Source organism: Devosia beringensis (assembly GCF_014926585.1).
Lineage (GTDB): Bacteria > Pseudomonadota > Alphaproteobacteria > Rhizobiales > Devosiaceae > Devosia > Devosia beringensis.
In genome coordinates this window covers 2,963,552-2,980,219 of record NZ_CP045422.1, presented here as the reverse complement: position 1 = coordinate 2,980,219, position 16,668 = coordinate 2,963,552, and the positions used below count along the sequence as shown (strand labels likewise).

Below are 16,668 nucleotides of genomic sequence, written 5' to 3'. Positions count from 1 at the left end.
GGCGGCCGGAAGAGCCACCCGGATTTGCACCGGGTCCAAGTTGACTGCGCGCCTTTTGCACGCTCCGGTGCAGGGATGCAAGTCTGCCGCTGCCAGCGGCGCCACGGCCTGGCTGCCCTTTCCGGGTCGCTGGACAGCTTTTTTCACCCTCTTGGGCACTCCAAGTCTAACCGCCATCGCCCGCCCCCGCCCGTTCACGGCCGCAATCGGGCGGGATTCCGGCGCTTTTGCGACCCGCGGGCGAACGCCAAATTAATTTTCTACTTCTGTCAGTTCAAAATACGGACGGACAGCAGCGATAACAACACTTGGCATTCCATATTTCAACAAGTGTTCAAACATTGTGCAAATTCCGCTGAAGTCCTTTTTGCCATTATTACCTGAGTTTTCCATGTAATTGGAGATTTGACAGAGCTAGACTGTGTCCTTATCGTAGGGCTACACAAATAATACGGAGACTACCCCTCATGATGCTGAAAACCGGTGGCGCTGCCGCCGCGATTGCTGTTGCTATGATGGCTGCGGCCGCCTCACCTGCCTTTGCGCAGGACACGACTGCCGCCTGCGGTACCGACCGCACCATCGACATTGCCGAATTCACTTGGCCCTCTGCGGCCGTCCTGGCGCACATCCACGCCAAGGTGCTCGACGCCGGCTTCGACTGCAATGTCGAGATCGTCACCGGCGACACCGTCCCCACCACCAGTTCCATGGTGACGCGCGGTTCGCCCGCTGTCGCGCCTGAACTCTGGACCAGCACCGTGCAGGAACAGTGGGACGCCGCCGTCACCGACGGCAGCACCGTCGCCTTGGGCGACGCCATCAGCGATGGCACCGTGGAAGGCTGGTTCATCCCGCGCTACACCCAGGAAGCCAATCCCGAGATCACCTCGGCGGAAACCGCCCTGGCCAATCCGCAGGTCTTCCCCGATCCCGAGGATTCCAGCAAGGGCCGCCTCTATACCTGCCCACCCGGCTGGGGCTGCGAACTGGCCACCGGCGCCCTGTTTGAAGCCTATGACATGGGCGACACTTGGAACCTGTTCTCCCCCGGTTCGGGCGGCGCGCTCGATGCCTCCATTGCCCGCGCTTTCACCCGCGAAGAGCCCATCCTGTTCTACTATTGGGGCCCCACTGCCATCCTCGGCAAGTTCGATGCCGTCGCGCTGGACATGGGTGAGATCAAGCCTGACGTCTATGCCTGCAACACCAATCCCGATTGCACCGAGCCGGCCGGCATAACCGCCTATCCGTCCTCGCCCGCTATCGTCGGTGCTGCCGCCTGGCTGCAGGAAGAAGCACCGGCCGTTGCCGAGTACTTCTCCAAGGTTGGCCTGACCAATGCCGAAATCAGCGAACTGCTGGTCTATGGTGACGAAAACCAGGCTGATGCCGAAGCGACCGCCGTCAACTTCCTCAAGACCAAGGAAGATGTCTGGACCGGTTGGGTATCGCCCGAGATCGCCGAAAAGGTGCGCGCCAGCCTGAGCTAGGCGCCACTATCGACCACTAAAGCCGATACGGCCGGGTTCACGCCCGGCCGTTTTCCGCGTGATGCCCGAACGCGTCCACCGCGCCTTCCGGCCTCCCGCGCCCGCCCTCCACACGAGAGAGAGAAACCGTGTTTCCTGAATTGATCGATACCCGCCCGCTACGCCGCGCCGTTGATGATGCCCTCAACTGGGTCGTGCGCGAATGGGGTGGTGGTTTCGAGGCCGCCGCCCATCCCCTGCTGATGCTGCTCAAGGGCATTGAAAATCTGCTCATCGCCACCCCCTGGTGGCTGATCATCGCCATCCTGGTGGGCGTCGCCTGGCTTTCCACCCGCAACTGGAAGCTGCCCGCCGTCGTCTTGGGCGCGCTGCTCTTCCTGGGCGTCATGGACCTCTGGGAAGACGCCATGACCACCATGGCCCTGATGATCGCCGCCACCCTGACCGCCATCGTCATCGCCATCCCGGTCGGCGTCTGGATGAGCCGCTCGCTCAATGTGCGCAAGTCCATCACCCCGCTGCTCGACTTGATGCAGACCCTGCCCAGCTTCGTCTATCTCATCCCCACGGTGATGATCTTCGGGCCCGGCAAGATCCCGGCGCTGATCGCCACCATCGTCTATGCCTCCCCGCCACTGGTGCGCCTCACCGATCTGGGCCTGCGCTCTGTCGATCCGGCCGTCATGGAAGCCAGCCGCGCCTTTGGCACCAATCCGCGCCAGCGCCTGCTCGGCGTCCAGATTCCGCTCGCGCTCCCCACCATCCTGGCGGGCGTCAACCAGACCACCATGATGGCGCTCTCCATGGTGGTGATCGCCTCCATGATCGGCGCCGGTGGCCTGGGCTACCAGGTGCTGCAGGGCATCGGCCGGCTTGAAGTCAGCCGCGGCCTCTTTGCCGGCTTAGGCATTGTCGCCCTTGCCATCATCTTTGACCGGGTCACGCAGGCTTTCGGCAAACAATTGCAGGCCCGTATCGGCCTGGCGGAGGCACGCTAATGTCTGACATCACCACCAATCCAGAGCTCGCCATCGCCATGCGTGGCGTCACCAAGATCTTCGGCGACGATCCCCAGACCGCCCTGGCGCTGCTGCGCTCGGGCAAGTCCAAGACCGAAGTGCAGGCTGAGACCAACCACGTCGTCGGTCTCGACAATGTCTCGCTCGACATTGCCAAGGGCCAGATCTTCGTCGTCATGGGCCTGTCGGGTTCGGGCAAGTCCACCCTGATCCGCCACGTCAACCGGCTCATCGAGCCGACCGCCGGCGAGATCATCGTCAACGGCACCGACGTGATCAAGATGAGCGCCGACGAGCTGCGCACCTATCGCCGCACCCAGATCGCCATGGTGTTCCAGAAGTTTGGTCTGCTGCCGCACCGCTCGGTGATCGACAATGTCGCCTATGGCCTCGAGGTCCGCGGCGTCGGCAAGGATGAGCGCCTCGCCACCGCCGCCAAGTGGATCGAGACGGTGGGCCTGTCCGGCTACGAACAGAGCCAGCCCCGCCAGCTCTCCGGTGGCCAGCAGCAGCGCGTCGGCCTCGCCCGGGCCCTGGCCATGGATACCGACATCATTCTGATGGATGAGGCCTTCTCGGCGCTGGATCCGCTGATCCGCTCGGGCATGCAGGACCAGCTCATCGAGCTGCAGAAGTCGCTGGGCAAGACCATCCTGTTCATCACCCACGATTTCGACGAGGCCCTCAAGATCGGCGACCGCATCGCTGTGCTCAAGGACGGCGCCCTGCAGCAGGAGGGCAAGCCCGAGGATATCGTGCTGCGCCCGGCCAATGAGCATATCGAGGAATTCGTGCGCGAGGTGAACAAGGCCCGCGCCATCCATGTCCGCTCGATCATGACCAAGGGCCCCGGCGAACCCTGCAAGATCCTGGTGCCGCGCGACGCCCGCTGCGAGGACGTCCTGCCGCTCTTTGCCGAGCATGAATGGGTCGGCGTCCAGGACGAAAACGGCATCCAGATTGGCTCCATCACCGCCAAGCAGGTCATCCGCGCCCTCGCCCGCCACACCCCGGCGCCGGTCGACGCCGCAGCCTGACACCAACAATCCGGGCCGGCCAGCTGGCCGGCCCGGGCGCTTCCGGCTTGACAGTCTCACTTCATGTAATCATAAAAGTTACATGACATCATCCGACCATCCGCCCGCCCCCACATCCCATCAGCACAACCCCTTTGCCGGGGCGGCCGCCAGATCCTATGCCGAGGGCCCGCCCCGCAAGGTGCCCGGCTTTGCCGGCCTGCATCGCATGACCTCGCAACTTCTCGCCGAACGCGTTCCCCCGACCGGTCGCGTGCTGGTCCTGGGCGCCGGTGGCGGCCTTGAACTCAAGGCCCTCGCCGACGATCACCCCGGCTGGACCTTCGACGGCGTCGACCCCTCGGCCGACATGCTGGCTCTGGCTACCGACATCATCGGCCCGCATGCCCCGCGCGTGGCGCTGCATGAGGGTACTATCGAGACGGCACCACAGGGACCCTTTGACGGCGCGGTCTGCCTGCTCACCTTCCATTTCATTCCGCGCGACCAGCGCCTCGCCACGCTGCAGCAGCTCCGCGCCCGCCTGGTCCCGGGCGCGCCCTTTGTCTGCGCCCATATCAGCTTCGCCCAGACCGAGCCCGAGCGCTCGCAATGGATCGCCCGTCACCTGGCCTTTGGCGGCACCCCACCGGCCGACGCCGCCGGCGCCCACCAGGCCATGTCCACCCGGCTCTCCATTCTGTCGCCCGAGGATGATGAGGCCATGCTGGCCCAGGCCGGCTTTACCGGCGTATCGCTGTTCTATGCCGGCCTCAGCTTCCGCGGCTGGGTCAGTTACGGTTGAGCCCTAATGCTCGCTCAGGCAGTGGCTGTGATCGGCCAGCGCCTCGATGATCTGGCAGTCGCACACCCTGCCATGCCCGCATTCGGCGATCATCCGGCTGAGCTCGCCCTTGAGCGCCGTCAGACTGGCAATGCGCCGCTCCACCTCGCGCAGGTGGTTGCGCGCAATGCTGTCGGCCTGGTGGCACGATGATTGCGGCTGCCCGGCCATGGCCAGCAGTTCGCGGATGTCTTCGATCTCGAAGCCCAGTTCGCGCCCGTGCCGGATAAAGCGCAGCCGCTCCACCTCGGCCTGGCCATAGAGCCGGCGATTGCCCTCGCTGCGCGGCGGCGCGTCGAGCAGGCCGATCTGCTCGTAATAGCGGATCGTCGGCACCTTGACCGAAGTCTGCCGCGCCAGTTCGCCAATCGGAAACGCCATCTCGCTCTATCCTTTCGCCGCCAGGACTGCGGCCCATTTGTCGCTATTGCTCTGCTTTGCCCGCCGGGCGGAACCCCGGTGCCCCGGCGCGGGTTGAGCATGGAAAGGAGTGCTTACATGAAACTGCTCACAGCAACTGCCCTCGCCGCCACTGCCCTGTTCTCGACCGCGACCTACGCCCAGGAACGCATCGAGATCGGTCGCCTCGAATGCACCGTCGAAGGCGGCATCGGCCTCATCCTCGGCTCGTCCAAGGATGCCATCTGCAGCTTCTATGACTCCGAAGCCACCGAGCCGACCGAAGTCTATTATGGCAAGGTCAACAAGGTTGGCCTCGACATCGGCTTCACCGAGGAATCGGTGATCCAGTGGTTGGTGCTGGCCCCCAGCAGTGACGCCTATGCCCCCGGCTCGCTGACTGGCGAATATGTCGGCGTCAGTGCCGAAGCCTCGCTGGGCCTGGGCGCCGGTGCCAATGCCCTGGTCGGCGGTTCGAGCGAGGGCTTCATGCTGCAGCCGCTCAGCATCCAGGGCCAGACCGGCATCAATGTTGCTGTCGGCATTACCGGCTTCCAGCTGCGCACCGCCACCCAGTAAGCTGCCGATCAGCCACTTGCCTGACCAACGCGCTGCCCCTGCGGGCGGCGCGTTTTTCGTTGGCGCTGCTTCCGGCATTTTCCGCTTGCTCCTCTAGTGACTATAGAAGCTAGCATCCCGATATAGGCAATTGGAAGGACGCATGATGGCTGAGCCCACGAAAACGAAATACCGCGTCGGCGGCATGGACTGTGCGGCCTGCGCCAGCAAGATCGAGACCGCGGTTACCCGCATTCCCGGTGTGTCCGAGGCCGGCGCCAGCTTCACCGCGGGCACCCTCACCGTGCTGCATGACAATGTCCCCTTCACCACAATCCAGCAGGCCATCAAGCCACTCGGCTATGCCCTGGCCCGCGATGGCGCCCCCGCCCCGCTGGACGGCCATGACCACGATCACGAGCATGACCACGATCACGGCCACGAACCTGCCGGGCCCGACGAGCATTTCGCGCTCGGCGATGGTCCCTGGTGGCGCACGCCCAAGGCCCTGCTGGCCCTGGGCGCCGGCATCGCCATGCTGGCCGCCTGGCTGACAGGCCTCGTCGTACCCACCATGAGCCACGAGGCCTTCCTGCTCGCGCTGCTGGTCGGCCTCATTCCGGTCAGCCGCCGCGCCATTGCCGGGGCCCGCGCCGGCACGCCCTTTTCCATCGAGACGCTGATGACCATTGCTGCCGTCGGCGCGGTCTTCATCGGCGCCACCGAGGAAGCCGCCATGGTGGTGCTGCTCTTCCTGGTGGGCGAACTGCTCGAGGGCGTCGCCGCCAGCCGCGCCCGCGCCTCGATCAAGTCCCTCGCCGATCTCGTGCCCAAGACCGCCTTTCTGGTGACAGGCGAGACGACCACCGAAGTCCCTGCCGCCAGCCTCGCCCTCAACGCCACCATCATGGTCCGCCCCGGCGACCGCATCCCCGCCGATGGCATCATCACCACTGGCCAGGGCGCCGTGGACCAGGCCCCGGTCACCGGCGAAAGCCTGCCAGCCAGCAAGGGCCCGGGCGACACGGTCTTTGCCGGCACCATCAATACCGATGCGGTGCTGACCATCCGCGTTACCGCCACCGCCAGCGACAATACCATTGCCCGCATCGTGCAGCTGGTCGAGGAGGCCCAGGAATCCAAGGCCCCCACGGCTCGCTTCATCGACCGCTTTTCGCGCTGGTACACCCCCGGCGTCCTCGTCGCCGGCGCACTGGTCGCCACCGTGCCGCCGGTGCTGCTGGGCCAGTCCTGGGATGAATGGATCTATAAGGGCCTCGCCATCCTGCTGATCGGCTGCCCCTGCGCTCTGGTCATCTCCACCCCCGCCGCCATTGCTGCTGCCCTCTCCGCCGGCGCCCGCCGCGGCCTGCTGCTCAAGGGCGGCGCCGTGCTCGAAAGCCTGCGCACCATCACCACCGTCGCCCTCGACAAGACCGGCACGCTCACCGAAGGCCGGCCGCTGGTCACCGATATCCACGCTGTCGCGCGCCCCGTCGCCAAGGTCCTGTCGCTGGCCGCCGCGCTCGAAACCGGCTCCAGCCACCCCCTGGCTTTGGCCATCCTCGCGCGGGCCAAGACCGACAAGGTCGCGATCCCGCCCGCTGCCGCTGCCCGCGCGCTTCCCGGCAAAGGCCTCGCCGGCACGGTGGGCGGCGAAGCTGTCGCCCTCTTCTCGCCCGCCGCCGCCGCCGAACAGACCACCATCGCGCCGGACCTGCAGACCGTCATTGATGGCTTCACCGACGCCGGCAAGACCGTCTCGATCGTGCTGGTCGGCGGCGAGATAGCCGGTCTCATTGCCATGCGCGACGAGCCCCGCGCCGACGCCAAAGCCGGCATTGACGCCCTCAAAGCCATCAACATTGACGTCATCATGCTGACCGGTGACAATGTCCGCACCGCCCGCGCCATCGGCGCCGAACTGGGCCTCGAGGTGCGCGCCGGCCTGCTGCCCGAGGACAAGCAGGCCACCGTGCGGGCCCTGCAGGCAGAGGGCAAGATCGTCGCCAAGGTCGGCGACGGCATCAATGACGCGCCGGCCCTGGCCGCCGCCGATATCGGCATTGCCATGGGCGGCGGCACCGATGTGGCGCTTGAAACCGCCGACGCCGCGATCCTCCATGGAAGGGTCGCCGACATCGCCGCCATGATCGGCCTCTCCAATGCCACCATGGCCAATATCGGACAGAACATTGCCGTCTCGCTCGGCCTCAAGGCGGTCTTCCTCGTCACCACCATAATGGGCATTACCGGCCTCTGGCCCGCCATCCTCGCCGATACCGGCGCCACCGTGCTGGTGACGCTCAACGCCATGCGCCTCCTCGCCTGGCGCCCGCGCTGAGCCCTGTCCAGGCCAGCCGCATCAGCCCGGCCGCCGTCGGGCCGAAGCCGGCCTGCCGGTAAAGCGGCTCAAGTTGGGGTTCGAAGTCGACATGCAGCCACGCGGCGCCTCTTTCCCGCGCGGTCTCGGCGGCCAGCGCCAGCAGGCGCAGCGCAATGCCCTGGCGCCGATAGGCCGGGTCGACACAGGTATCGAGGATGAAGGCGTGGATGCCGCCGTCCCACGCCACGTTCACGAAGCCGACCAGCAGCGGCCCGTCATAGGCGCCGACATGGGTCAGACTGCGCTGCAGGATCGGCTGAAAGGATGCTGGTCCGGCATCACCCCAGGCGGCCTGCCACAACCGTTCCAGCGCGGCATCGTCGGGATGGGGATCTGTTCTGATATCGATCATGCACACCTCACCTTACCAACCTGTCGAACTGTTCATGTCACCGCAAGGTCGCGAACAGGTGAACACCGTTAGGGTCCTTTGCATACCGGCAACGTCCGGCTTCCCATGCAAAGGAAAACCTCCAGATGACATCGCTCAAGACCTCCGCCATCGTCGCCCTCATGACCGCCGCTGTCGGCCTGTCGGCCATTGCTCCCTCCTATGCGCAGGACGCCACCCCGCCAGCGCCGCCTGCCGCTGCCGAACAGGCGGCACCAGGCTGGGGCCAGGGCCCCATGTCCGGCATGCGCCAGCATGAAGGCGAGCGCGGTGGCGACCGCGGCATGGCCGGCTTTATCGGCTTTGACGGTGGCTCAGAAGCCGTCGAGATCGCCCTGGTCCGCCTCAGCCACGCCATCGACATGACCCCCGAGCAGCAGACCCTGTTCGACACCCTCAAGACCGATGCCCTCGCCGCTGCCGAGACCTTCTCTGCCGCCCTTGAAGACCTGCGCCCCGCCGCCCCGGCCGAAGGCGCCCAGCCTGCGCCGCTCGACATTGCCAAGGGTCTCGAACTCCGCATCGCCCTGCAGACTGCCCAGATCGAGACGCTCAAATCGGTGCAGCCCTCGGTAACCGCATTCTTCGCCAGCCTCACCGACGCGCAGAAGGCCGAGCTTGCCCCCGCCCACGCCATGCGCGGCGACATGCAGGGCCGGATGGGCGAACATGGCCGCGGCGACCACAAGGGCCAGCATGAAGGCCGCGGTGCCGGCCCGATGGGCGGTCCGGGCGCCGCTGCCCCCGCAGCCCCGTCCAACGGCTGATCCCGATCGGCGCGCCTTCTGGCTTCGGCAGGGGCGCGCCGACCCGCGATGCCTTGACCTACCCCGTCGGCATCGCGTTTCCGTCGGTTCGTCCCAACCGCGGACAGGCCCCGGCTCTCAACAGCCGGGGTTTGCTTTTGGCCCCGCCTGCTCTACCACTCGGTAACCCGCCGACTGGACCACGCCCCATGACCATTTTGCCGCTCGATCCGGCGCGCCTGCGCGCCCATTTCCCCGCCTTTGCCGAGCCATCGCTGCAGGGCCAGGCCTTTTTCGAGAATGCCGGCGGCGCCTATACGGCCAGCGCCGTGCTCGACAAGCTCGACCATTACTATCGCGCCACCAAGCTGCAGCCCTATGGCGTCTATCCCGCCTCCCAGGCCGCCGGCGCGGCCATGGACCTCAGCTACAAGCGCGTCGCCCAGGCGCTCAACGTCACCAGCGACTGGATCCATTTCGGCCCCTCCTCCACCGCCAATACCTATGTCCTGGGCAAGGCCTTCGGCGAATACCTGCAGCCGGGCGACGCCATCGTGGTCACCAATCAGGATCACGAGGCCAATACCGGCGCCTGGCGCAAGCTGGCCAAGCTGGGCGTCGAGGTCCGCGAATGGGCCGTCGATAGCCAGACCGGCCGCCTGTCGCTGGCCGCGCTCGATGCGCTGCTCGACGGCAAGGTCCGCTTCGTTGCCGCACCGCACTGCTCCAATGTCGTGGGCGAAATCAACCCGGTGGCCGAGATCGCCGCCCGCGCCAAGGCCGTCGGCGCCCTCACCATCATCGATGGCGTCAGCTATGCGCCCCATGGCCTGCCCGATCTGGCCGCGCTCGGCGCCGACATCTATTTCTTCTCCGCCTACAAGGTCTATGGCCCCCATCAGGGCATCATGGCCGTGCGGCCCGAGCTGGCCATGGCCCTGCCCAATCAGGGTCATTTCTTCAACGATGCCAAGCCGCGCTACCGCCTGACCCCGGCCGGCCCCGATCACGCCCAGATCGCTGCCTGTTCCGGCATTGTCGATTATCTGGAATCCGTGGCCGACATTGCCGGCCCCGGCGCGCCGGGAGACAATCCCTTCCGCCGCGCCCACGCCGCCATGCGCGCCCAGGAAGTGGCCCTGGCCACCCCCCTGCTCGATTACCTGCGCCAGAAGAATTCGGTGCGCATCATCGGCCCCGCCGATCCCACCCTGCGCGCCCCCACCATCGCTTTGGCGCTGGACGAGCCCGGCGCTGCCGTCGCGGCGCGCCTCTCCAGACACGGCATCATGGCCAGCGGCGGGCATTTCTATGCTTACCGTTTGCTGCAGGCCCTCGGCATCGACCCCAATCACGGCGTCCTGCGCCTCTCCTTCGTCCACTACACCACGCCCGCAGAGATCGATCAGCTGATCGCGGCTCTGGATAAAGAGCTCCCCTAGTCTGGCAGTCGGGGTCGGGTGGGCGCATGCCCGAACGCCGCGCCTTGAGACCCCCACCCTTCATTCCTCCCCACCAAGGGAGGGAGACGAATGCACCACTGTGCCCAAGCCCCACGAAAAGACCCAAAAAATGTCCCGTCCCGTCGCCGCCCTGCTGCTTCTGATCTGCACCATGCTCTGGGGCCTGGCCTTCATCGCCCAGAAATCGGCGATGGATTCGATGGGGCCGCTGACCTTTTCCGGTCTGCGCTACCTGATCGGCGGCCTCGCCGTGCTGCCGCTGGCCCTGCTGGAGCGCCGCAAGCGTCCCGCGCCACTGAGCGCCAATAACTGGTGGCTTATCATCGCCGTCAGCCTGGTTTTCCTCGCCGGCTCGGCGCTGCAGCAGTTCGGCCTGATCACCACCACCGTCACCAATGCCGGCTTCCTCACCGGGCTCTATGTCTTCTTCGTCCCGGTGCTGGGTTTCCTCATCTTCCGCACCCGCCCGCACCCCATCATCTATGTCTGCGTGCCGCTGGCGCTGATCGGCATCTATTTCCTCAATGGCGGCGGTCTCGACAGCTTCAATGCCGGCGACGGGCTGATGGTGATCGGCGCCGTTTTCTGGGGCCTGCATGTCATTCTGCTCGGCCAGGCGGCGCGTGTCACCGGCCTGCCCATCTTCGTCTCCGCCGTCAGTTTCCTGATTGCCGGCTCACTGGCCGTGGGCCTCGCCTTCATCTTCGAACAGCCCGATTTCAGCGCCATCCAGTCCGGCTGGATCGAACTGGCCTATACCGGCATTCTCTCCACCGCCGTGGCCTTCACCTTCCAGGCCATCGGCCAGCAATATGTGCCGCCGGCCAATGCCGCGATCATCCTTTCGGCCGAGAGTCTATTTGCCGCCTTGGGCGGCGCCATCATCCTGGGCGAGCGCCTGCCCCCGATCGGCTATGCCGGCGCGGTGCTGATCTTCGCCGCTATCCTGGCCGTCGAAGCCCTGCCCCCGCTCTGGACACGGCGCCGCATGCACATTCCGCGCAATACCAATTAGCGCGGCCCGTTACTCCGCATAGCGATAGAGCTGGTAGCTCTTGCAGATGATGCCAAAGGCGCAGCCGGTCAGGGTGATCTGGTCGTCGCTGACCTGGGCAATGGTCCCGGCCGCCGATTGCCCATAGATATGCAGGTCGCCCTCCCACTGCCCCGGCCCGGTCGGGCTCGCATGATCGATCAGCAGCGTATTGAGATAGGGCAGGTTTTCCGGGCTGTCGGCACCATTGCCCAGCCAGATCAGCGTGCCGCAAAGATCGGTCCCCGCAGGCCCGCACAGCTCGACGCGATAGCGCGAATCCTTCATCTCGATTTCCCAGATGCCGGCCGGCGACGCGGCCAGAGCCGGTCCCATGGTCAATATCGCCACGGCCGCCATGACACCCGCGCTGCGCATGCTGGCCACCGACATCATGGACTCACCTTGAACATCTGGTAGGTCTTGCAGATCACCAGCAGCGCACAGCCCTGCAGCGTCATCTGCGTATCGCTCTGCTGGGTGATGGTGCCCTGGATCTTGTGCCCGAACAGCTGCATGGCGCCCTTCCAGCGGTTGGGACCGCTCTGCCGGATCGCTTCGGCCACCGGCGCATTGAGGAACGGCTTGTACTGCTCGTTATAGTCGACGTCCGACAGCCAGACGAGCGTGCCGCACAATTGGGTGCCGTCGCCGCACAGCGCCAGCGCGATGCGGGTGTCGCGCGAGTCCAGCTCCCACACGCCATTGGGCGAGGCCTGCGCCGTGCCGGCGCCAACTGCCAGGGCCATCATCACGCCCGCTACGATGCCAAGCCTGTTTGCCACCACGATAAATCTCCTGCACCCTGATCGGTGTTGCCCCACCATGGCGATCATCGCCTGAATGCTGGCTGAACAATGGCGTCACGCCAGTGTCATTCGTCCACCCTAAGGTCGCCTTGTTCCCGGCCCAGCCCCACACGGCCCGGACTGCCGCGCCCCGCGTCCCCAACGTAGGCCCGGCCCTTTGGAGAGCGCGGTCGCCAACCCCCGCTCTCCCTGCCGATCAGATCGGCCTTGGCCGCCCCCCGTGGCGGCCTTTTTTTGTGGAGCAGCATTCTTTGCGCTCGCTTGCCCGCCAGCGCTCCGGCACAACGGGGCCACCATGGCCAAACTCTACTTCTCCTACGCTGCGATGAATGCCGGCAAGTCCACCTTGCTGCTGCAGGCCGCCTATAACTATCGCGAGCGCGGCATGCGTCCGCTGCTCTATACCAGCGGCCTTTACGCCCAGGACGGCGTCGGCCTGATCGCCTCGCGCATCGGCATTTCCGAGCCGGCCGAGCTCTATTCTGGTGATGACGATCTCTACCAGGCCGTGCGCGAGCACCTCGAGAGCGGCAAGGTCGATTGCGTCTTTGTCGACGAGGCCCAGTTCCTCACCGCCGACCAGGTCTGGCAGCTGGCCCGTGTCGCCGATCGCCTCAAGATTCCCGTCATGTGCTTTGGCCTGCGCACCGATTTCCAGGGCAAGCTCTTCCCCGGCTCGTCCGAACTGCTTGCCATTGCCGACGTCTTGCGGGAAATTCGCACCATCTGCGAATGCGGTGCCAAGGCCACCATGGTGGTCCGCCAGAGCGCGGATGGCCGCGTGCTGGCCCAGGGCGAGCAGGTCTCGATCGAAAAGTCCGTCTATATCTCGCTGTGCCGCAAGCATTGGGAAGAAGCCATCGGCCGCTGGCCGGCGAAAGGACCTGCATGACCCCCACCGTGACCGAACCCGCCGGCGCCCTCACCATCCGCACCCTGGCCATGCCCGCCGATACCAATCCGGCCGGCGACATCTTCGGCGGCTGGGTGATGAGCCAGATGGACATTGCCGGCGCCATTGCCGCGGTCGAGCGCAGCCAGGGCCGCGTCGTCACCGTCGCCGTCGAGGCCATGACCTTCATCGCCCCGGTCAAGGTGGGCGACGTGCTCTGCGTCTACACCAGCATCGAGCGGGTCGGCACCACCTCCATTACCGTGGCCATCGAAGCCTGGGCCCGGCGCGACCGTCTCGCCGATCGGGTCAAGGTCACCGATGGCCGCTTTGTCTATGTCGCCCTGGGCGAGGATGGCAGCAAGCGCGCCATCGCCCCGCTGCAGGCAAAACCTGACTGATCCGTTCAGCCAGCGTTCAGCTGGACTGTGATTTCTGAGGGATAACGGCGCGAGGGACAGGCAACTTCCCGCCCCGCGACCGACCTGAACTTTTCACCCGGCGGGGAACTTTTCCAGTCTCCTGCCCGTTTCTTGAAGCAATCAATAATGTCGTGCCTGACCGACCTGCCCGACTTGCCGGGCACTGTCACGGCGCGATGCGGAGGCACCCGATGAATCGCTACAATCGCAAAATGCTGCTCAATATCGCCACCGGCGTTGCCGTCGCCGCCACCGCTCTGGTTGTCTTCCTGCCGGCTGCCAATGCCGCCCCCGGCACCGTCACGACCAATGTCAACGTGCGCTCCGGCCCGGGCACCAACTATGCCGTGGTCGGCACCGCCCGCACCGGTGAGCAGGTTGACGTGCAGCGCTGTGAGGGGTCCTGGTGCTACGTGTCCAAATATGGTCCGGACGGCTGGGTCTCCTCCAGCTATCTGAGCAGCGGCGGCAGCCCGGTCAATTCCGCCCAGCCCGGTATTTCCTTCGGCTTCCAGATCGGCGGCGGAAATGGCCCCAATGTCAGCATCGGCGTCGGCACGCCGCAGCCGGTGCGCCCGACTCGTCCGCCGGTAATCGCCCCGGTGAGCGAAGTCTGCTTCTTTGATGGCACCAGCTATCGCGGCAGCTCCTTCTGCCTGGGTTCCGGCGACAGCACGCGCGACCTGCGCAGCTGGACGGACCGTATTTCCTCGATCGACAATCCGAGCCGCCTCGAAGTCCAGGTCTGCTCGGAAGCCAATTACCGCAACTGCCGCACCTACACCACCAGCGCCTCCTCGCTGGGTGACTTTGACGACTACATCGTCTCGGTCCGCGTGCGCTAAGCCGTCAACCCTCTCCTCCCTGAAGGGCGTCCACTCCGGTGGGCGCCTTTTTCTTGTCCATGGCACTCCGCAAACGCCAAACGCCGCCCACAAGGGCGGCGCTGGCAAAAGCCGGACAAGCCAAAGGCCACCGTGTTTTCAACATCACGGTGGCCTTCGCTATAGTCTGGAAAGACTAGAGCAGGGTCAGGTTCGTTGCCGAAACCTTGCCGTCGCGGCCGGTCTCGAGCTCGTAGGTGACCTTGTCGTTCTCGTACAGGCCCTGCAGGCCCGAACGCTGCACAGCCGAAACGTGCACGAAAGCATCCTTGCCGCCATCTTCAGGCGAAATAAAGCCGAAGCCCTTGGTTGCGTTGAAGAACTTGACGGTACCGGTGATGGTGGACATATTTTGTATCCTGAGTATAGGCTCGTGTCGCATGCGGACGAGCAGTTGTCCGGCAGCAGCATGCCGTCCGGAAAGCACGTTCGCACGATAGAGTCTGTAGCCACGACCGGAAAACCGGTATCAGGGCAGCCGACTTAGGCTGAAAACGTAGGGCCGTTGTCGCAGGAAACCGCCCCTTTGGCAAGGCTCTATCCGTGGCGGGGCTCAAGCCTGCGCTGACTTGGCAATATGTTCACCCATCGCAACGATGGTCGCGGTCAGAAAACGCTGCACCACCAGCAGCTCGTCGGCACTGAATCCCGACCATGCCTGCTGCATCAATGCCCGATACTGGCTGCGCACCGCCAAGATCTCGGGTCGCCCTACTGCCGGACCCGGCTGCAGCGATAGCCCGCGCCGATCGGTGGGATGCGGCGCCCGCGCCAGCAGCTTGCGCTTCTCCAGCCGGTCGATCAGCGCCGTGGTCGATCCCGTCGATATGCCCAGAAAGGCCGCCAGGGCCTTGGCCGACGCCGGCTGCTCGGCCCGCTCCACCCAGGCCAGGCACAGCAGATCGGTAGAATTGATGCCGATCTGATCGGCGATCTGCCGGTCAAACCGCTGCACCTCCAGCAGCAGCCGCTGCATCATATCGCCCGTATCCGTCTCGACTTTTCGCGGCGCACTCACATTCGTCTCCCTGGCTGCCCAGTCTTTTAACTCTAAAATCATATAACTCTATTGTAGAGCTATATCAATGCCGCTATATACGGCGCTCGCACTAACCCTCAGCAGGCGCCCCATGTCTCTCTCCGCCGCCGCCCCGTCCAGTCCTTTCCCCATTGCCACCACGCCCGCCGGCGAACCCGATGCCGCCATCAGCGTCGCCACGGAAGCCGATGCGCCCCGCTCCCCCTCGCGGCACAGCAGCCCAGCGGCCCGGGCGGGCATGGTCATCGTCGCGATTCTGCTCGGCCTTGCCGTCTGGTATCCCCTGGCCGATCGCCAGGCGCCTTTTGCCAGCGGCGCCTCCATCACCGCCCTCGTCACCCAGATTTCCCCGCGCATAGCTGGCCCCGTCAGCGCCGTGCTCGTCGAAGACAATGCCGAGGTCAAGGCCGGCCAGCCCCTGTTCACCATTGATGACACCACCTTCCAGATGGATCTGGCTTTGGCCGAGGCCCAGCGCGATCAGGCCCTGCAGAGCCTTGACGCCACCACAGCGGCCGTCGCCGCTGCCCAGGCTCAGCTCGATCGCACCCGAGTGCAGGCCACCACCGCCACCCAGGCCCGCGACCGCGCCGTCGAGCTCTTCGCCACCGGCACCATAGCCCGCGCCAAGTTCGATCAGGCCAATGCCGATTATGACAGCGCCCAGGCCGCCATTGCCGCCGCCAGCGCCGATGTCGGCCGCGCCCAGGCCCAGGCCGGACCGGCCGGCGAGTCCAACCCGCAATTGCGCAGCGCCGCCGCCGCCGTCGAAAAGGCCCGCTTCGCGCTGGACAACACCACGGTCCTGGCGCCGGTGGACGGCTATATCACCAACCTCTCCCTCGCCACCGGCCAGTTCGCCACCGCCGGCCAGGCCGCCATGACCTTCATCGATCCTGCCACACGGGCACTGATCGGCGACTTCCGGGAAAACCAGCTGGTCGATGTCGCGCCGGGCGATGCCGTTCAGGTCATCTTCGAGGCCGCGCCGGGCCGCGTCTTCCCCGGCACGGTCGAAAGCATTGCCTGGGGCATCAGCAGCGGCCGCAACAGCGTCGGCGGTCTGGCGCAATCGAGCACCGATACCCGCTGGTTTCCCCCTGCCCGCAAGATTCCGGTGCGCGTCGTTCTCGACGATGCCGCCTTGCCCGCCAATCTGCGCCTCGGCTCGGAGGCCAGCATTACCATTTTCGCCAATGGCACCGAAGGGCTCGTCCCCGCCATTGCCAGCGGTCTGATGCAGGTCAAATCCTGGCTCGCTGGCCTCAACTGAG

The 16,668-nt window shown here is 65.6% G+C and carries 19 protein-coding genes and 1 other annotated feature (1 of these 20 running past the window's edge); of the genes, 13 read left to right on the top strand and 6 right to left on the bottom strand.

Going from position 1 to position 16,668, the window contains the following annotated elements:
• Positions 1 to 40 (bottom strand) — a sequence feature (sul1 is cis-regulatory element that is thought to sense ions involved in sulfur or methionine metabolism; They are found in Alphaproteobacteria); it reaches 16 nt to the left of the window's first position.
• 427 nt (positions 41 to 467) lie between these two features.
• The 4 genes from GDR53_RS14535 to GDR53_RS14520 all read left to right on the top strand — a co-directional run bounded on the left by GDR53_RS14535 (position 468) and on the right by GDR53_RS14520 (position 4,333).
• Positions 468 to 1,493 carry a glycine betaine ABC transporter substrate-binding protein gene (locus GDR53_RS14535; RefSeq protein ID WP_193335178.1) on the top strand — a complete coding sequence of 342 codons (1,026 nt, stop codon included), beginning with the start codon at positions 468 to 470 and terminating at the stop codon, positions 1,491 to 1,493.
• Between the two features lie 128 nt (positions 1,494 to 1,621).
• Positions 1,622 to 2,491: an ABC transporter permease gene (locus GDR53_RS14530; RefSeq protein WP_193335177.1), complete on the top strand. Its 870-nt coding sequence runs from the start codon at positions 1,622 to 1,624 to the stop codon at positions 2,489 to 2,491.
• Positions 2,491 to 3,549: a quaternary amine ABC transporter ATP-binding protein gene (locus tag GDR53_RS14525; protein ID WP_193335176.1), complete on the top strand. Its 1,059-nt coding sequence runs from the start codon at positions 2,491 to 2,493 to the stop codon at positions 3,547 to 3,549. Before GDR53_RS14530 ends, GDR53_RS14525 begins: the two co-directional genes overlap by 1 nt.
• Before the next feature lie 82 nt (positions 3,550 to 3,631).
• On the top strand, positions 3,632 to 4,333 hold the full coding sequence (locus GDR53_RS14520) for a class I SAM-dependent methyltransferase (RefSeq protein ID WP_193335175.1): 702 nt from the start codon (positions 3,632 to 3,634) through the stop codon (positions 4,331 to 4,333).
• Positions 4,334 to 4,336: 3 nt separating this feature from the next.
• Here the strand turns inward: GDR53_RS14520 and GDR53_RS14515 are convergent, their stop codons facing one another.
• Positions 4,337 to 4,753 (bottom strand): MerR family transcriptional regulator, encoded by a 417-nt coding sequence (locus GDR53_RS14515; RefSeq protein ID WP_193335174.1) that lies wholly within the window; start codon positions 4,751 to 4,753, stop codon positions 4,337 to 4,339.
• Between the two features lie 117 nt (positions 4,754 to 4,870).
• Here GDR53_RS14515 and GDR53_RS14510 point away from each other — a divergent pair, with 117 nt between their 5' ends.
• Both GDR53_RS14510 and GDR53_RS14505 read left to right on the top strand, forming a co-directional pair.
• Complete coding sequence (locus GDR53_RS14510; protein ID WP_193335173.1) at positions 4,871 to 5,350, top strand: DUF992 domain-containing protein; 480 nt, start codon at positions 4,871 to 4,873, stop codon at positions 5,348 to 5,350.
• A gap of 145 nt (positions 5,351 to 5,495) precedes the next feature.
• On the top strand, positions 5,496 to 7,673 hold the full coding sequence (locus GDR53_RS14505; RefSeq protein ID WP_193338111.1) for a heavy metal translocating P-type ATPase: 2,178 nt from the start codon (positions 5,496 to 5,498) through the stop codon (positions 7,671 to 7,673).
• On the opposite strand, the gene GDR53_RS14500 is transcribed toward GDR53_RS14505, so the two are convergent.
• On the bottom strand, positions 7,636 to 8,067 hold the full coding sequence (locus tag GDR53_RS14500) for a GNAT family N-acetyltransferase (RefSeq protein WP_193335172.1): 432 nt from the start codon (positions 8,065 to 8,067) through the stop codon (positions 7,636 to 7,638). The genes GDR53_RS14505 and GDR53_RS14500 overlap by 38 nt on opposite strands.
• Before the next feature lie 125 nt (positions 8,068 to 8,192).
• Here GDR53_RS14500 and GDR53_RS14495 point away from each other — a divergent pair, with 125 nt between their 5' ends.
• The 3 genes from GDR53_RS14495 (at position 8,193) to GDR53_RS14485 (ending at position 11,330) form a co-directional block, all read left to right on the top strand.
• Positions 8,193 to 8,873: a Spy/CpxP family protein refolding chaperone gene (locus tag GDR53_RS14495; protein WP_193335171.1), complete on the top strand. Its 681-nt coding sequence runs from the start codon at positions 8,193 to 8,195 to the stop codon at positions 8,871 to 8,873.
• Positions 8,874 to 9,061: 188 nt separating this feature from the next.
• Positions 9,062 to 10,294, top strand: a complete 1,233-nt coding sequence (locus GDR53_RS14490) for an aminotransferase class V-fold PLP-dependent enzyme (protein WP_193335170.1) — start codon at positions 9,062 to 9,064, stop codon at positions 10,292 to 10,294.
• Between the two features lie 130 nt (positions 10,295 to 10,424).
• Complete coding sequence (locus GDR53_RS14485; RefSeq protein ID WP_193335169.1) at positions 10,425 to 11,330, top strand: DMT family transporter; 906 nt, start codon at positions 10,425 to 10,427, stop codon at positions 11,328 to 11,330.
• Positions 11,331 to 11,339: 9 nt separating this feature from the next.
• On the opposite strand, the gene GDR53_RS14480 is transcribed toward GDR53_RS14485, so the two are convergent.
• Both GDR53_RS14480 and GDR53_RS14475 read right to left on the bottom strand, forming a co-directional pair.
• The gene (locus tag GDR53_RS14480; protein ID WP_210321337.1) at positions 11,340 to 11,741 is read right to left on the bottom strand and encodes a DUF2147 domain-containing protein; all 402 of its coding nucleotides are present in this window, start codon (positions 11,739 to 11,741) and stop codon (positions 11,340 to 11,342) included.
• Positions 11,741 to 12,133 carry a DUF2147 domain-containing protein gene (locus tag GDR53_RS14475; RefSeq protein WP_193335167.1) on the bottom strand — a complete coding sequence of 131 codons (393 nt, stop codon included), beginning with the start codon at positions 12,131 to 12,133 and terminating at the stop codon, positions 11,741 to 11,743. The genes GDR53_RS14480 and GDR53_RS14475 overlap by 1 nt, the downstream gene beginning before the upstream one ends.
• Before the next feature lie 319 nt (positions 12,134 to 12,452).
• On the opposite strand from GDR53_RS14475, the gene GDR53_RS14470 reads away from it, so the two are divergent.
• The 3 genes from GDR53_RS14470 to GDR53_RS14460 all read left to right on the top strand — a co-directional run bounded on the left by GDR53_RS14470 (position 12,453) and on the right by GDR53_RS14460 (position 14,316).
• Positions 12,453 to 13,049 (top strand): thymidine kinase, encoded by a 597-nt coding sequence (locus GDR53_RS14470; RefSeq protein ID WP_193335166.1) that lies wholly within the window; start codon positions 12,453 to 12,455, stop codon positions 13,047 to 13,049.
• Positions 13,046 to 13,450: an acyl-CoA thioesterase gene (locus GDR53_RS14465; protein WP_193335165.1), complete on the top strand. Its 405-nt coding sequence runs from the start codon at positions 13,046 to 13,048 to the stop codon at positions 13,448 to 13,450. Before GDR53_RS14470 ends, GDR53_RS14465 begins: the two co-directional genes overlap by 4 nt.
• 212 nt (positions 13,451 to 13,662) lie before the next feature.
• Positions 13,663 to 14,316: an SH3 domain-containing protein gene (locus GDR53_RS14460; protein WP_193335164.1), complete on the top strand. Its 654-nt coding sequence runs from the start codon at positions 13,663 to 13,665 to the stop codon at positions 14,314 to 14,316.
• Positions 14,317 to 14,491: 175 nt separating this feature from the next.
• Here the strand turns inward: GDR53_RS14460 and GDR53_RS14455 are convergent, their stop codons facing one another.
• Together GDR53_RS14455 and GDR53_RS14450 are read right to left on the bottom strand one after the other, a co-directional pair.
• Complete coding sequence (locus GDR53_RS14455) at positions 14,492 to 14,704, bottom strand: cold-shock protein (RefSeq protein ID WP_137152574.1); 213 nt, start codon at positions 14,702 to 14,704, stop codon at positions 14,492 to 14,494.
• 204 nt (positions 14,705 to 14,908) lie between these two features.
• On the bottom strand, positions 14,909 to 15,373 hold the full coding sequence (locus GDR53_RS14450; RefSeq protein WP_193335163.1) for a MarR family winged helix-turn-helix transcriptional regulator: 465 nt from the start codon (positions 15,371 to 15,373) through the stop codon (positions 14,909 to 14,911).
• Positions 15,374 to 15,485: 112 nt separating this feature from the next.
• Here GDR53_RS14450 and GDR53_RS14445 point away from each other — a divergent pair, with 112 nt between their 5' ends.
• Complete coding sequence (locus GDR53_RS14445) at positions 15,486 to 16,667, top strand: HlyD family secretion protein (protein ID WP_193335162.1); 1,182 nt, start codon at positions 15,486 to 15,488, stop codon at positions 16,665 to 16,667.
• Position 16,668 lies beyond the last annotated feature (1 nt).

Bases quoted from the DNA above. Each gene is read 5' to 3' on its own strand.
- GDR53_RS14505 (WP_193338111.1), top strand. From the start codon at position 5,496: ATGGCTGAGCCCACGAAAACGAAATACCGCGTCGGCGGCATGGACTGT.
- GDR53_RS14445 (WP_193335162.1), top strand. From the start codon at position 15,486: ATGTCTCTCTCCGCCGCCGCCCCGTCCAGTCCTTTCCCCATTGCCACC.
- GDR53_RS14465 (WP_193335165.1), top strand. From the start codon at position 13,046: ATGACCCCCACCGTGACCGAACCCGCCGGCGCCCTCACCATCCGCACC.
- GDR53_RS14495 (WP_193335171.1), top strand. From the start codon at position 8,193: ATGACATCGCTCAAGACCTCCGCCATCGTCGCCCTCATGACCGCCGCT.
- GDR53_RS14525 (WP_193335176.1), top strand. From the start codon at position 2,491: ATGTCTGACATCACCACCAATCCAGAGCTCGCCATCGCCATGCGTGGC.
- GDR53_RS14520 (WP_193335175.1), top strand. From the start codon at position 3,632: ATGACATCATCCGACCATCCGCCCGCCCCCACATCCCATCAGCACAAC.
- GDR53_RS14480 (WP_210321337.1), bottom strand. From the start codon at position 11,741: ATGTCGGTGGCCAGCATGCGCAGCGCGGGTGTCATGGCGGCCGTGGCG.
- GDR53_RS14455 (WP_137152574.1), bottom strand. From the start codon at position 14,704: ATGTCCACCATCACCGGTACCGTCAAGTTCTTCAACGCAACCAAGGGC.
- GDR53_RS14485 (WP_193335169.1), top strand. From the start codon at position 10,425: ATGTCCCGTCCCGTCGCCGCCCTGCTGCTTCTGATCTGCACCATGCTC.
- GDR53_RS14460 (WP_193335164.1), top strand. From the start codon at position 13,663: ATGAATCGCTACAATCGCAAAATGCTGCTCAATATCGCCACCGGCGTT.
- GDR53_RS14515 (WP_193335174.1), bottom strand. From the start codon at position 4,753: ATGGCGTTTCCGATTGGCGAACTGGCGCGGCAGACTTCGGTCAAGGTG.
- GDR53_RS14470 (WP_193335166.1), top strand. From the start codon at position 12,453: ATGGCCAAACTCTACTTCTCCTACGCTGCGATGAATGCCGGCAAGTCC.
- GDR53_RS14535 (WP_193335178.1), top strand. From the start codon at position 468: ATGATGCTGAAAACCGGTGGCGCTGCCGCCGCGATTGCTGTTGCTATG.
- GDR53_RS14510 (WP_193335173.1), top strand. From the start codon at position 4,871: ATGAAACTGCTCACAGCAACTGCCCTCGCCGCCACTGCCCTGTTCTCG.
- GDR53_RS14490 (WP_193335170.1), top strand. From the start codon at position 9,062: ATGACCATTTTGCCGCTCGATCCGGCGCGCCTGCGCGCCCATTTCCCC.
- GDR53_RS14500 (WP_193335172.1), bottom strand. From the start codon at position 8,067: ATGATCGATATCAGAACAGATCCCCATCCCGACGATGCCGCGCTGGAA.